Consider the following 15,131-nt stretch of genomic DNA (forward strand, 5'->3'; position numbering starts at 1 on the left):
ATACCATACTTTTACTAGGCAATACTATACGCAAAATTCTATAAATTTATGAAATAACACAATGCTCGATCCTTCCGCAATAACAAACAACGGGAATGCGATACCTAGACATCAAAAATAGGTTGCCACCACCTAATTTAGGCGGAAACAACCTACTAAACAAAATAAAAGGGGGATTGCTAATTACACTTTGTATAATACACCTTTTATATGTCATTCAAGTTACAGCAATATTAAAACCGTATTAAAAATTCAATTTTTTTCCGGTATTAACGTGACATGCCATTATGCGTTAATTTTTTCTAGCAATTCTTCCACATAATGCTGTACTGCTTGTGCAGCAATACTGCCATCACCAGTAGCCGTTACAATCTGGCGAAGTGATTTTTCTCGCACATCGCCTGCTGCGAAAATACCTGGTACAGTTGTTTCCATATTGTCGTTTGTCACAATATAACCTGCATCGTTTAGAATTCCTAGCGCTTCAAAAGGTTTTGTTAATGGTAGCATCCCAATATAAACAAATACGCCATCAGCAACAAATTCTGACTCAGTGCCATCAATAGTTGATTGCAATGTTACACTTCCAACTTTACCATCAGCCTCATTAATCTCTTTGACAGTCGCATTCCAAATGAAATCAATTTTTTCGTTCGCAAAAGCACGGTCTTGCAGAATTTTTTGTGCACGTAGTTTATCACGACGGTGTACAATTGTTACTTTATCTGCAAAGCGCGTTAAATAAACACCCTCTTCAACTGCTGAATCTCCGCCACCTACGACAACAAGATTTTTTTGTTTGAAGAACGCCCCATCACATACTGCACAATAACTGACACCACGACCACCAAGCTCTTTTTCACCTGGTACGCCCATTTTTTTATATTCTGCGCCTGTAGAAAGAATTATGGCACGTGTTTTATATTCTTTAGCACCCGATTTAATTGTTTTGTATTCGTCACCGTCGATGATTTCTGTTACATCACCATAAGCATACTCAGCGCCAAACTTCTTCGCATGCTCAAACATTTTTGTAGATAGCTCAGGGCCTAGAATTGTATCAAAACCAGGATAGTTTTCTACTTCTTCCGTATTGGCCATTTGACCACCTGGAATACCACGTTCAATCATTAACGTTGAAAGATTCGCACGTGACGTATATACTGCAGCAGTCATCCCTGCAGGACCTGCACCAATAATGACAACATCATAAATTTTTTCTTCTGACATAACTACTTCCCCCTAAACTTTTATTGCTTTTTATAAGTACGAATGGAGCTAAGACTTCCACTGTGAAATGCGTATAAGCCGTAAATCAGCATCCATAAGTACCCAATTGCTTCAGCTATTCACTCAGCAAGGATGAAGAAAAATCCCACTGAATTAAAGCTTCACTTTATAAATAATGTTAGTATGTTCATCGTATGTGAAAGTATAAAGTTATTCAACTATGTTGCTCACAGTCTAATTATGACTGTTTGGTAAAAACATCAAAATTTCATCAATATATTTCGATAATGTTGACACAGATACCCCATATTGTTCAGCTATTTCTTTTTTTGTCACCTTTAACATGCGCGATGAACGAAATAAATAATCATTAGCTCCCGCAATCGCCGCTGGGTTCGTAAAGCGATAATTTTGTGTGAGTGCTTGTTCACATAGTACAAACCACATTTGAAACATTGGCGTAACAACAGTAGTAAGTTTTCCATACTGTTCAAGTAAAATCTCTGGTACCTTTACAGCACGTAAAAAGCTTGCTTCCACCTTGTTTTTCTCATCAAATTGATGACCAAGTGCATAGGCCAAAAACAGTTTTTCAAACGCATTGTACTGCTCAACATCAATCCATTTCGGATGCGCTATAATTTCCTGTTTATGTGCTGTACTACTTAGTAAAAATAAGCCAAAAATACGGTCGCTTGCATAACTACTATCGAGTTTCTCCACTATAAAATCACGATCATGTTCTAACGCATCAAGTTCATACGTATTTTCCTGTTGCTTCCAAGGTTCAAAGCCTTCTTTTTCAGGATCTTGTTCTAGCAACTGTGCCCAAGCACTTTTTGAAATATCTTCATGCCCTGAAAAATAAGCCGCATGTGATAACCAAAAATAAAATCCAGCATCGCCCAAATAACCACGTTTTTGCATACTACGCAACCATTTAAAGGCTAATTCATATTGTCCAATAAGTGCTAACGTTGCACCTAGTTTATAACGATGCTCCCATGCATATGGCTGAATTTTTACCAGGACATCTAAAAGTGCTTTTAATTCCTCATCATTTTTTTCATAGTACGCGATTACGGTTAAATTACATAGTGCATGTAAATTCCCCTTATTGTCTCGTAAAACATTATTCAGTAATGCTTTGGCCTGCTCAGGCTCTCCAACATAAAAATAAGCCAATGCTAAATTGTTATAAGCCGACCAAAATTCAGGTCTATCTTCAATTAAATCTTCTAAAATGCTAATAGCCTCAGGAAAATCGCCCTTTTCCATACAACGTCGTGCCTGTTCTTGACGATATAAATCCTCTCCTGAACCTTCTGGCTCTTCAAAATCATCCTGCTCAAAAGCGACAAAATCTAAAATCTCAGCCGCTTCATCTGCATATGCGCCCTCTGGCTCCATTTGTAAATATTGCTCAGCAAATCGTTTTGCATCCTGAATCATACCGACGCATCCAGATACCTCTGCCATATAAAAAATAATCTCAGGCTCACCAGGGTCTAATTGATAGGCACGACGAAGTAGATCATACGCTTCCTCAAAACGTTGACCGTCCAGTTCTACAATGGCTAATTGCAATAAAATCATCGGATCATCTGGGCTTAGATCCACAGCACGTTGTAGATATTTATACGCTTTATTCATTTGCCCACTATTCATTGCTTGAATTGATTTTTTATAATAATAGTCGCCTGTTGGAATGAACGATACGACATTCGTTTGACTCTCTTTTTGACGTTTCTTTTCCAAAATATTTCCTCCGAAACAAGAAATAAGGAACGCATTACACGTTCCTTTTCACAGTAACTTTCATTATACCATACTATAAGCAATATGCTGTTATTTCTCCTCGTGACGTTTTTCCAACACATGTAATACGTCAAAAACACTTACTTTCTGTTCCTGTAATAACACTAATAAATGGTACATTAAATCCGCTGCTTCCCATTTAACTTCCTCTGCATCACGGTTTTTCGCACCGATGACAACTTCTGTAGCTTCTTCACCAACTTTTTTACAAATTTTATCGATACCTTTTTCGAATAAATATGTAGTATAAGCACCCTCTGGCATTTCTTGTTCACGTTTTTCAATGATTTTTACAAGCTCTGGAATAATTCCGACTGAACCGACCTTGGCATTTTCTTGAAGAACTTCTGTAAAGCAAGAAGTTGTGCCGTTATGACAAGCGGGACCAGCAGGAAGCACTTCAACGACTATTGCATCGCCGTCGCAATCTGCTTTGATGGATACGACCTTTTGCGTATGACCACTTGTAGCCCCTTTATGCCAAAGTTGCTGACGTGAACGTGAGTAGAACCAAGTTTCACCGGATTCAATAGTTTTTTTCAAGGATTCTTTGTTCATGTATGCTACAGTTAATACTTCTTTTGTAGTAGCGTCTTGCACTACTGCTGTAACAAGACCTGCATCGTCAAATTTGATATTGTCAATCATCTTACTGCCACTCCTTTTCCACGTAAGTACTCTTTTACTTGTGCTACACTCGTTTCTTTATAGTGAAAGATAGATGCCGCAAGTGCTGCATCTGCATCAACATCTTCTGATAATACTTCGTAAAAATGTGCGGCATTTCCTGCACCGCCACTAGCGATTACAGGAACTGTCACAGCCCCACGTACCGCTTTTGTTAATGCTAAGTCAAAACCTGACTTCTCTCCGTCTTGATTCATGCTTGTTAATAAAATCTCACCTGCACCTAAGCGAACAGCTTCCTTTGCCCATTCCGTTGCTTGCCAAGTTGTTTTGTTACGGCCACCGTGTGTATAGACCATCCATGTGCTGTCTTCTTCACTGTAGCGGGCATCAATTGCCACAACGATACATTGTGCGCCGAAGAAGTCGGAACCTTCTTTAATAAGCGCTGGACGTTCTATGGCAGAGGTATTGATGGATACTTTATCTGCACCTGCACGTAAAATACGTTTCATATCATCTAATGTGCGAATACCACCACCCACCGTAAATGGAATGGCAAGTGTGGCCGCTGTTTGGCGCACTACATCTACCATTGTTTCACGCCCTTCATGTGATGCCGATATATCAAGAAACACTAGCTCATCTGCTCCTTGCTCATCATAAAACTTTGCAAGTTCTACAGGGTCCCCTGCATCACGTAATGACACGAACTGTACACCTTTTACAACACGTCCTTCCTTAACATCCAGACATGGAATAATACGCTTTGTTAGCACGCCGCCACCCCTTTTAACCACTGATCTAATAAGTACACACCAAGTTCTCCTGATTTTTCGGGATGGAACTGCATGCCCGTAATCGCTCCATTCGTGACAATGCCTGGTACCTTGATACCATGGTATTCCGCATAGGCTACAAGCTCATTGGCATCCATTCCTGTTGCATAAAATGAATGTACGAAATAGACATGCTTCGCCTGTGCTTCATCCTTTAGCCAAGCTGGGCGGTTAGCTACAACTAGCTCATTCCACCCCATATGTGGCACACGGTATTGTTTTCCCTCATGCTCACCGCTAAAACGTTGAATACTTCCTTTAAAGAAACCTAAGCCTTTCGTCAATGAAACCTCATCACTGTCATCGAATAGTAGTTGCATACCTAAGCAAATACCGAGCAACGGGCGATGTTCTGCTTTTACTTTTTGTAAGTAACTAGCTAGATTTGTGTCAGCTAGACGTTTCATCGCATCAGGAAATGCCCCAACTCCTGGTAATAAAAGAGCATCTGTAGCATCCAGCTCATTTACATCCGCAGTAACTATAACATCACACCCAAGACGTTTTAGTGCCTGTTCAACACTGAACAAGTTGCCCATTCCATAATCAATCACACCAACTTTCACGTTAACAGCCCCTTTGTTGAAGGTACGCCCTTAACACGTGGATCAATCTCTACTGCCGCATCAATAGCACGTGCTAAAGCTTTGAAAATCGCTTCGATAATGTGATGTGTATTATGTCCATATGGCACGATGACATGGACGTTCATACGTGCTTCTAGCGCAAACTTCCATAAAAACTCATGCACTAATTCCGTATCAAATGTACCCACCTTCTCTTTTAGTGCCGGTACACGGTATTCTAAATGCGGACGGTTTGAACAATCCACAACAACTTGCGCAAGGGCATCATCCATTGGAACAAAAGCAGTGCCATAACGTTTAATGCCTTTTTTATCTCCTAGCGCCCCCCGTATCGCTTGTCCTAATACAATGCCAAGATCTTCTGTCGTATGATGATCGTCAATATATGTATCACCATCAGCTTGAATAGTACCATCAAAAAGACCATGCTTAATAAATAAGTCAAGCATATGATCCATAAAGCCGACACCTGTTTTAATGTCTGCTTTTCCTTCACCGTCTAAATTAATAGCCACAGAAATTTTTGTTTCATTTGTTTTTCGTTCTACTTTTGCATACCGTGTCTTTTCTGTCATCCTGCTACTCCTTTTCCCATCCACGCGATTCTACTGCACGTGCATGACCCTCTAAGCCTTCCATGCGTGCTAAGCGTGCAATTTTCGGCGCATTTGCTGCCCAAGTTTTTTCACTATAATAAACGATACTTGATTTTTTCAAGAAATCATCCACATTTAACCCACTTGCAAAACGTGCTGTACTATTGGTTGGTAACACGTGGTTAGTGCCAGCAAAATAATCCCCAACCGGCTCTGAACTATAACGACCGATAAATATCCCACCTGCATGACGTACTTTTTCAGCTACAGCTTCTGCATTTTTCGTGACAACTTCTAGATGTTCAGGTGCCAGTGAATTAATAGCATCCACAGCATCTGCCATCGTTTCTGCAATATAAATGGCACCAAAATTTTCAACAGATGCACGCGCTACTTCTGCACGCGGTAACGTAACTAACTGTTTTTCTACTTCTATTGCGACCCTATGAGCAAGTTCTTCAGAAGTTGTGACTAGAATTGGACAAGCCATTTTATCATGTTCTGCCTGCGATAAAAGATCCGCTGCTATTTCATCTGCAAAGGCTGTTTCATCTGCTAGTACTGCAATTTCACTTGGTCCCGCAATCATGTCAATGGCTACTTCACCAAATACTTCTCGTTTGGCAAGCGCTACAAAAATATTACCGGGGCCCGTTATCTTGTCGACTGCTGAAATGGTTTCTGTGCCATATGCAAGAGCCGCAATTGCCTGTGCACCACCGATTTTGTATATTTCCTCTACACCTAAAATATGTGCTGCTGCAAGTACACCTACTGGTAAATGTCCATCTCTTCCAGCAGGTGAAGTAATTACAATACGCTTTACACCTGCAACTTGGGCAGGAATAACGTTCATTAACACCGATGAAGGATAGGCTGCAGTCCCCCCTGGGACATATAGACCTACTGCATCAAGCGCTGTTATACGCTGTCCAAGCCAAGAGCCATCAGCTAAGTCTAAACGGTAGCCTGTACGCATTTGCTGCTCGTGATATAGGCGAATATTATCTGCCGCTTCCTTTAAATCCGTGTATAATTGGGCATCAAGAGCATTTGCACCTGCTTCAATCTCTTCTTTTGTCACATGTAACTTGTCTGGCGCAAAACCATCCCATTTTTCTGTATAGGTGCGTACTGCTGTATCCCCTTGTGCTCGTACATCTGCTAATACCTGACGTACGACCTTTAATTGTTCTTCATTACCACCCTCAAGTGGGCGTTTTAAAGATATTCCTTTTGCTAGTTTGGTAATCTTCATTCACAAAGTCCCCTTTAATTGACACATTGTTTTAAGCGCTTTACAAGGTCAATAATTCGATTGCCCTTCATGCGATAGCTTACTGGATTGGCGATTAAACGAGATGAAACATCTGTAATATGTTCATACTCCACTAAGCCATTTTCCTTGAGCGTACGTCCGGTTGAGACAATATCCACAATGCGATCAGCTAAACCGATCATTGGTGCTAATTCAATTGAGCCATTTAATTCAATAATTTCGACTTGCTCACCGATACCTTTATAATATTTCATTGCAATATTTGGATACTTCGTAGCAATTCTTGGCGCAATTTCGTTCATTGTTGTCTTGGGTAAACCTGCTGATGCAATATAACAAGCACTAATTTTCAAATCGAGCAACTCATGCACCACACGCTGTTGCTCCAATAATACGTCTTTTCCAGCTATGCCTATATCAGCTACACCATGCTCTACATAGACAGGTACATCCATAGGCTTCGCTAAAATAAAACGAATTTTCTCTTCAGGGATTTCAATCATTAATTTACGTGACATCTCTACTTCTTCAGGTAAATTAAAGCCTGCTTCAATAAGCATCTGGTATGCCTCTTCAAATATGCGTCCTTTCGGCATAGCAATTGTTAATTCATTCATCATCATTTCCCCCCAGTCCCACAACGACTACCTTTGTAAAATGTGCTTGGAAGGCCTCTTCATCGACTAAACTACTTCTCAATTGTAAAGTTGTCTGTTTACCAGCTAGACGAAAGGCTTGCACCTTTTCAAGCGCGGCTTCAAAGTCTTCTTCTGCAAACAACACGACAATTGCTTCTTCCTTCTCAACAGTTTGTCCTGCTAACGTTTCTAGTAAGCGGTCCACCCGAATACTAAATCCAGTCGCACCTACTTTTGAGTCAAACACTTCAAGCAAACCATCATATCGACCACCGTTTCCTAGTGGGAAGCCACTACCGGATGCAAACACTTCAAAGAGCATTCCTGTGTAATAACTCATATGGCTAGAAAGCGTAAAATCAAACGCAACATAGTCAGCTAAATTTGCTACCTCGAGTAATTTTGCGAGCTGCTGCATATAATCAAGTGCATCATTTTTACGCACATACTTTTCAATATCTTTTATTTCCTTTAATGTCATGGCTTCTTCTATGAATTGTAACAATGCATCAGATTTAGTCTTTGGTAAATCAAAGGCTTCCACAGCTTCCTCAAATCCTACATAGTTGCGCTGCACCAGCAATGTACGTAAAGTATCTTCTTGCTCAATGCTTTCTGTATAGTCCTGCAAAATGCAATTTAGTACACCCGCATGTCCAATTGTTACTTTGAATTCTTCTAAGCCAAACTGCTTTAATAGCTCCATTGCTGTAACAATAACCTCGGCATCAGCAAAAACTGAATTATCACCAATCAGCTCGATACCCATTTGTTCAAATTCTGCTGGTCGGCCGCCTTCTGTTTCCTGTGCACGAAAGACACTTGCAAAATAAGCTAAGCGTAGCGGAATCTTTTCTTTTAATAATTTTGAAGTAGCCACGCGAGCAATTGGTGTGGTCATATCTGGGCGAAGTACTAACGTATTCCCTTGACTATCAACCAACTTAAATAAGTGCGCATCAGAAATTGCAGATGCTTTCCCAACCGTATCAAAATATTCTACCGTTGGTGTTTTTATAAATTCATAGCCCCTTGAGCGTAAAAATTCTCGTCCTGTATGTCTTACAGCTTCTACTTTTTCATAAATTTGCGGAAATGTATCACGCATACCAAGCGGCTTTTCAAACATTTTAATCGATGACATTTTGACACTTCCTTACGTTTCGCTTTAATTCACTAGAGTATTAGAGAAATGGATTATGAAAGAATTTTAACGCATTCTTCCCAATCAGTCAATGTAATTCCTCTATAAGTTCTCGAATAATTTCGATACTTACTATTCTGTTAATTATACACTTATTTATGTAAAGAGAAACTTTAATCGGTAGCGTTTCCGACGCGAAAGCGGCACTTGCAAACATTCTTATACGTCATCCGCCTTTTATGCATTATCCTTATCACAAGGCATATAAAAACTCACGATGCGCATTCACGCATCGTGAGTATTATCTTACTTTTTAGGTGTACTCCATTGCACAACTTCATTACGTTTACGCTCTGCCATCTGTTCAGCTGTAAAAATAATTTGCATAGGATTACCACCTGCTAGACAGCCAGCTGGCACATCCTTATGTACAAGGGTTGCAGCTGAAACAATTGCTCCGTCACCTATCGTCACACCTGGTAAAATTGTTGAATTGGCACCCACCATCACTTCATTGCCAATATGCACATCCCCTAATCGGTATTCCTCAATTAAATATTCATGTGCCAATATTGTCGTATTAAAGCCAATAACCGTATTATTTCCAACATGAATACGTTCAGGGAACATTGTATCTGGCATGACCATTAAAGCTAACGACGATTGATGACCAATATCCATTTTTAATATAGTGCGATACAGCCAGTTTTTTACACGTAAAAATGGTGTGAAGCGCCCAATTTGAATGACAATGAAACACTTCATCACCTTCCAAAAGGACACCGTATCATAAATATTCCACAGCGAGTTCGCTCCTTCGACACGGTAACGTTCTGTTTTACGAGCCATCAACTTACCCCTCTTTCACGATGTCAATTAAATCCGTCATAGCTTGCAACATATATTCCGGCTTAAATTGCAGTAAGTAGTCCGCACCTCTTATCGACCAAGCAACACCAGCTGCTTTAACACCTGCATTGTGTCCTGCCTCAATATCGTGAGAATTGTCTCCAATCATAATGGCATCTTCTTTCGCTACGCCAAGGCGTTCAAGAGCTAGCAACACAGGTTCAGGATTGGGCTTTACATTCTTTACATCATCCGTTCCAATACGTACATCAAATAAATGAGTCGCACCTAGTACACCCAGTCCACGGTCAATCATTTCATTACGTTTTGTTGAGACAATCGCTAATTGAATGCCCATCGACTTTAAATGCTCTAAAGTTGCAACAACATCAGGGTAATCTGTCACTAGCTCATCATGATGAAGCACATTCCAAGTACGATATTTTGCCATCATTGCATCTTCTTCGCCAGGCGCTATGTCACTAAATGTCTGTTTTAATGACGGTCCAATGAAATTCAGGCAATCTTTTGACGAATATTGCCCGGGAAATCTTTCTTCTAAAACATGCATGAACGTTTGAATGATTAAATCATTCGTATTGAGTAGTGTACCATCAAAATCAAACAGCAATGCCTTTACAGCCATGTGTTGCACCCCTTATTTATTATCCAAATATTTCACAGTAGGTTTGACCATCCAGCGTCGGTAAAGTATCGCACCAAGACCAACTACGATGCCTATAATTGAGACAACTTGAGCCGAACGTAAATCTCCCACTAAATAAAGACTATCTGTACGTAAGCCTTCGATATAGAAACGCCCAATTGAATACCATATTAAATAACTAAAGAAAATTTCCCCACGATTTAAATTCACTTTCCGCAACGCTAATAATATTATTAAACCGATAAAGTTCCAAACAGACTCATATAAAAAAGTTGGATGTACATAAGTGCCTAATTCCTCAATATACATTTGATTGATAATCCAATCAGGTAACATTAAATTTTCTAGGAATCCACGTGATACTGGTCCTCCGAACGCCTCTTGGTTCATAAAATTTCCCCAACGCCCAATGATTTGTCCAATTAAAATACTTGGTGCTGCAATATCTGCCACTCGTAAAAAGCTTACTCCTTTTATACGTGTGAATATGTAAGCTGTCGCAAAGGCACCTAACAGTGCACCATGAATAGCAATACCACCATTCCAAATTTCAATTATCTTTCCAGGATTTTGTCCATAGTAGTCCCAGCGCATTGATACATAGTATATACGTGCACATATGATTGAAATAGGGACTGCCCATAATAATAAATCTGCTAGAAAATCCTCTGGCAGACCTCGTTTTATAGCCTCTCTTTGCCCTACAAAGTACGCTAAAATAATACCCGATACTATTAATAAACCATACCAACGAACAGGTATAGGGCCTAAATGAAACGCAATCGGGTTAATGTCTAATAGTAATAAGTCCATTTTATGCTCCTCTCAATATCCATCACTCACACGTCGATGTTTATGCATCACCTTGTCAAAAGCTAATCATCTAGCTCATCTGTAGATGAAATTACTTCATCTAATCGTCTTGAAAATTCTTCGGCTGCATTGACGCCCATTTTTTTCAGACGGTAATTCATTGCCGCTACTTCAATAATGACAGATACATTTCGTCCAGGTCTAACTGGGATTGTTAACTTAGTTAACTCTGTATCAATTATTTTCATTTTTTCTTCTTCTAAACCTAATCGATCATATACCTTTTCTGGGTCCCAAATTTCAAGTTCAATTATCAAAGTAATACGTTTATACGGTCTTACAGCACTTGCACCAAAGAGGGTCATAATATCGATTATGCCAATACCCCTGATTTCAAGTAAATGCTCTAAAAGCGGTGGTGGACTACCAATTAAAAAATTTTCTGATTCTTGGCGAATTTCCACGCAATCATCCGCTACTAATCGATGTCCTTTTTTCACAAGCTCTAGCGCTGTTTCACTTTTCCCAACACCACTTTTTCCGATAATCAGTACACCAATGCCATACACATCGACTAAAACACCATGAGCGGCTGTCATAGGTGCCAAGCGACCCTCTAAGTAATTTGTCAGTCTGCTGGAAAATTTCGTCGTTGTCATATGTGTTTTAAAAATTGGTACATGCTTTTCATTCGAAGCTTGAATAAGTTCATCGGGCACCTCTAAGTCACGAGAGATAATAATTGCTGGTGTATCTTGCGAGCACAGCAATCGCATACGCTCAAGTTTAACATTTGCTGGTAGCATTTCAAAAAAGGACAGTTCCGTTTTACCTAGCAATTGTACGCGGTTTGCAGGGTAATGCGTAAAATATCCAGCCATTTCCAGTCCTGGTCTTGAAATATCGCTCGTAGCAATCGTTCTTCCGATTCCTTCCTCGCCGCCTAATAATTCTAATTTAAATTTCTCCATTACGTCCCTTGTTAATACTACGACCAATGTTTGTAGCCTCCATTCAAACGACTTGAATATTGTTTTATTTTAGCATGTCTATGTATAAAAGAAATGATTTTGCACTTGCTACTGTGGCAGAAAATAGGGAAATCCCTCTCAAATCCCTTCACCTGCATAAAGCCATTCACCGTATAAAACAAAAAACTAGCGGCTCTCCAGCTCCGCTAGTTTTCATTTTATCATTATTTTTGAGACGCTAACCATTTTGCTACAGCTTCAGCATCTTCACCTTTAACAACACCAGGAGGCATTCCGTTTTTACCGTTATTAATAATATCTAAAATTTCTTCTTCTGATAAACGAGAGCCTACATCATTTAGTGCAGGTGTATTACCTTGACCTTGTAACTCCCCGCCGTGGCAAGAAATACATGATTTCATTGCAATTGCTTCACCATCTGGAGCAGTTGCACCTTCATTGTTATTTGTCGCAGTTTTATCTCCGCCACCACATGCAGCTAAGAAAATTGCAGAACCGAACACTAATGTTAACATTGCTTTCTTCATTAGTACCCCTCCTCATAGTAAATAGATATCTTACCCAGATAGTATACCAAAATTATGCACGTTTGAAACCTTCTCCTAATACCTCGTAGGCATCAGAAACGATGACAAACGCTGATGGATCAACGTTTTTAATGAGTTGTTTCAGCTTTGTGAATTCTGTCTGATAGACAACAACCATCAGTACTGGTCTTGCTTCGCCTGTATAACCACCAATGGCAGGTAATTTTGTTACGCCACGATTGATTTCGGCATAAATGGCATCACGGACTTCATCTTGTTTCATCGTAATAATATATACCATTTTAGATTGACTAAAGCCGAGTTGAATAATATCAATCGTTTTTGTTGTTACATATAACCCGATAAGGGCATACAGGCCTTTCTCTAAGTCAAAAACAATTGCTGCACTAATGGCGATAACACCATCAATCAACAGTACACTGGTACCAAGCGTTAAGCCGGTATATTTTGTAATAATTTGCGCTAGTAAATCAGTGCCACCAGTAGAAGCATTCCCCTTAAAGACAAGTCCTATTCCTAACCCGACAACAATTCCCCCAAAAAGTGCACCAAGTAAAGGATTACTTGTCCATGGTTCCCAGCTATTTGTTAACAATACAATAAACGGTAAAATTACCGTACCGATAAAGGATTTTACACCAAATTTTTTCCCGAGTAACACAACACCAGCTAAAAATAACGGAATATTAAACGCATATTGTACAAGCCCTGGATTCCAGCCAAATAAACCATGTAAGATGGTACTTATTCCACTGACCCCACCAGAAGCTACTTGATTTGGTAATAAAAATACGTTAAAGCCTATTGCTATAACCGCTGCACCAACAATAACATACATATATTCCAAAATACTTGCTCTTACATCCTGTGTTTGATTCATTTCCCCACGCCCACTTCAACTATCTGAATTTTTCTAAAGACGAGATGATTATAGCAAATAGTTTTCACGTTGAGAACTTCATCTTAATGAAGAGCAGATTCATAGTTTACAGACTTAACATCTTGTCAAGGCGAAATCCATTTATGAGAATTTTAAAGTCATGAAGCAAAAATAAATTACCTGAAGTAACAGGTAACTTATTCTGTGCATTTTTGTTTATTTTAAAAGGATGTTTCGGCCCATTCCAATGCTTCAGTATATAGAACATTGATATGTGCCATATCTAGGTCAAGCTGGGATGATAGCTCCTTTAAGGAATCCCCATCCAATTTCCCTAATGCAATACTAAATTCCAAATAGGGCGTCATCTCTGTTTGCACGCCCAAAAGGGTTTCTGTAATTTCTTCCGAGAAGGGTAATTGTTGTAAAATCATATTCATCGGTCTCTGCAATAAAGTATCAATTAATGAAAACATCCCAATCAGGAAGTATTCAGAGAAATTTTGCTTATAGGAAAGCTTGGCCAGTTTTTCACATACCTTCGCTCTAAATAGAGAAGTACACATCAATTCCTTAAAAAGGTCTGAATCAGCATTGACATCGATTTCACGCATAGCCAGTAAATAAATCCATTTGCGCAAGTTTGCTAAACCAAGCAATAGTATCGCTTGTTTAATGGAGCGCACTTTCGATTTAGAGCGTCTATTAGAATTATTAATCATTTGCAACAATTTATACGTTAACGAAATATCACGTTCAATATTTTCTGCCAATAAATCAATGTTAGGCTCCTCTTCTTTTAACAATGAGATAATATGAAAATACTGAATAGCATTCCCTGGTATATCTGTTGCTTTAATAATTTGAGGTTGTTCAAAAAAATAACCCTGAAATAATTCATAGCCAGAATGCTTGGCAACTTCAAATTGATTTCGTGTTTCAACTTTTTCGGCTAGTAGTTTAATATGAGGAAAACTTTCTTTTACTTTATTTTCAACTTCCATACGCTCAAGTAACGGTGACATTAAGAAGTCCACTTTTATAAAATCGATATGTACGAAAAGCTCATCATAGATTTGTATATCTTCATGCAAAATAAAATCATCTAAAGCAATTTTAAATCCGTATGACTTTAACTCACTCACCCGCTGTACTAATTTCGGTGTAAGAGGTACATCCTCTAAAATCTCAATCACAACTTGCGAAGGATTTAAAAATTCATTTATTGAACTCATAAGTAAGTTTTCTGTAAAATTTACAAAGCAAGGTTTCCCTTTCGTTACTTCGTTGATACCTATTGTCAAAAATGAGTTTACTAAAACGTCAACTGTTGCCGCATCGGAATCGACCATTGGAAATGAATTTATATTTTTACTTCGATATAGCAATTCATATGCAACGACTTGTTCATGAAGATTAAAAATTGGCTGTCTTCCGATAAATACTTCCATTTCGTCGCCCTCCAATTCTCCATTTTATAATAATTATTATAGCATCTTTCGTTACTTTACACTTATTTTTTTCAAGACTATAGTATTTTTACCTTACAGTATAATTAGTATTTTCCTATATAAATGTATATTTATTCCTTTTTTTAGTCTCTTTGAATAATATTCATTGACAT

The 15,131-nt window shown here is 38.9% G+C and carries 16 protein-coding genes; all 16 read right to left on the minus strand.

Translation table 11 applies throughout. The annotated features are described in order from the left end of the window. Positions 1-285: 285 nt before the first annotated feature. Complete coding sequence (trxB, locus tag C9J35_RS15915) at positions 286-1,230, minus strand: thioredoxin-disulfide reductase (RefSeq protein ID WP_107925264.1); 945 nt, start codon at positions 1,228-1,230, stop codon at positions 286-288. Between the two features lie 234 nt (positions 1,231-1,464). Then, positions 1,465-2,988, minus strand: a complete 1,524-nt coding sequence (locus C9J35_RS15920; protein WP_107925265.1) for a tetratricopeptide repeat protein — start codon at positions 2,986-2,988, stop codon at positions 1,465-1,467. Between the two features lie 90 nt (positions 2,989-3,078). After that, the gene (gene hisIE, locus C9J35_RS15925; RefSeq protein WP_107925266.1) at positions 3,079-3,696 is read right to left on the minus strand and encodes a bifunctional phosphoribosyl-AMP cyclohydrolase/phosphoribosyl-ATP diphosphatase HisIE; all 618 of its coding nucleotides are present in this window, start codon (positions 3,694-3,696) and stop codon (positions 3,079-3,081) included. Further along, complete coding sequence (gene hisF / locus C9J35_RS15930) at positions 3,693-4,454, minus strand: imidazole glycerol phosphate synthase subunit HisF (RefSeq protein ID WP_054767964.1); 762 nt, start codon at positions 4,452-4,454, stop codon at positions 3,693-3,695. The genes hisIE and hisF overlap by 4 nt, the downstream gene beginning before the upstream one ends. Then, positions 4,448-5,080, minus strand: a complete 633-nt coding sequence (hisH, locus tag C9J35_RS15935; RefSeq protein ID WP_054767963.1) for an imidazole glycerol phosphate synthase subunit HisH — start codon at positions 5,078-5,080, stop codon at positions 4,448-4,450. Before hisH ends, hisF begins: the two co-directional genes overlap by 7 nt. Then, positions 5,077-5,676: an imidazoleglycerol-phosphate dehydratase HisB gene (hisB, locus tag C9J35_RS15940; protein WP_107925267.1), complete on the minus strand. Its 600-nt coding sequence runs from the start codon at positions 5,674-5,676 to the stop codon at positions 5,077-5,079. The genes hisH and hisB overlap by 4 nt, the downstream gene beginning before the upstream one ends. A 4-nt stretch (positions 5,677-5,680) precedes the next feature. After that, a complete protein-coding gene (hisD, locus tag C9J35_RS15945; protein ID WP_107925268.1) occupies positions 5,681-6,955 on the minus strand; it encodes a histidinol dehydrogenase in 1,275 nt (424 codons plus the stop codon). A gap of 14 nt (positions 6,956-6,969) precedes the next feature. Continuing rightward, complete coding sequence (gene hisG, locus C9J35_RS15950; protein ID WP_054768006.1) at positions 6,970-7,593, minus strand: ATP phosphoribosyltransferase; 624 nt, start codon at positions 7,591-7,593, stop codon at positions 6,970-6,972. Next, entirely contained in the window at positions 7,586-8,758 is a 1,173-nt protein-coding gene (locus C9J35_RS15955) for an ATP phosphoribosyltransferase regulatory subunit (RefSeq protein ID WP_054767962.1), read from the minus strand. Before C9J35_RS15955 ends, hisG begins: the two co-directional genes overlap by 8 nt. A gap of 306 nt (positions 8,759-9,064) precedes the next feature. After that, positions 9,065-9,607 (minus strand): acyltransferase, encoded by a 543-nt coding sequence (locus tag C9J35_RS15960; RefSeq protein ID WP_107925269.1) that lies wholly within the window; start codon positions 9,605-9,607, stop codon positions 9,065-9,067. A gap of 4 nt (positions 9,608-9,611) precedes the next feature. Continuing rightward, positions 9,612-10,253, minus strand: a complete 642-nt coding sequence (gene ppaX, locus C9J35_RS15965) for a pyrophosphatase PpaX (RefSeq protein ID WP_107925270.1) — start codon at positions 10,251-10,253, stop codon at positions 9,612-9,614. A gap of 12 nt (positions 10,254-10,265) precedes the next feature. Then, on the minus strand, positions 10,266-11,087 hold the full coding sequence (gene lgt / locus C9J35_RS15970; RefSeq protein ID WP_054767961.1) for a prolipoprotein diacylglyceryl transferase: 822 nt from the start codon (positions 11,085-11,087) through the stop codon (positions 10,266-10,268). 62 nt (positions 11,088-11,149) lie between these two features. Continuing rightward, on the minus strand, positions 11,150-12,085 hold the full coding sequence (gene hprK, locus C9J35_RS15975) for an HPr(Ser) kinase/phosphatase (protein WP_107925271.1): 936 nt from the start codon (positions 12,083-12,085) through the stop codon (positions 11,150-11,152). 197 nt (positions 12,086-12,282) lie between these two features. Beyond that, complete coding sequence (gene cccB / locus C9J35_RS15980) at positions 12,283-12,606, minus strand: cytochrome c551 (protein ID WP_054767960.1); 324 nt, start codon at positions 12,604-12,606, stop codon at positions 12,283-12,285. 52 nt (positions 12,607-12,658) lie between these two features. After that, positions 12,659-13,507, minus strand: a complete 849-nt coding sequence (locus C9J35_RS15985) for a YitT family protein (RefSeq protein ID WP_107925272.1) — start codon at positions 13,505-13,507, stop codon at positions 12,659-12,661. A gap of 221 nt (positions 13,508-13,728) precedes the next feature. Beyond that, a complete protein-coding gene (locus tag C9J35_RS15990) occupies positions 13,729-14,958 on the minus strand; it encodes an EAL and HDOD domain-containing protein (protein WP_107925273.1) in 1,230 nt (409 codons plus the stop codon). Between the last annotated feature and the right edge of the window lie 173 nt (positions 14,959-15,131).

The sequence above is a fragment of the Lysinibacillus parviboronicapiens genome, assembly GCF_003049575.1.
GTDB lineage: Bacteria > Bacillota > Bacilli > Bacillales_A > Planococcaceae > Lysinibacillus > Lysinibacillus parviboronicapiens.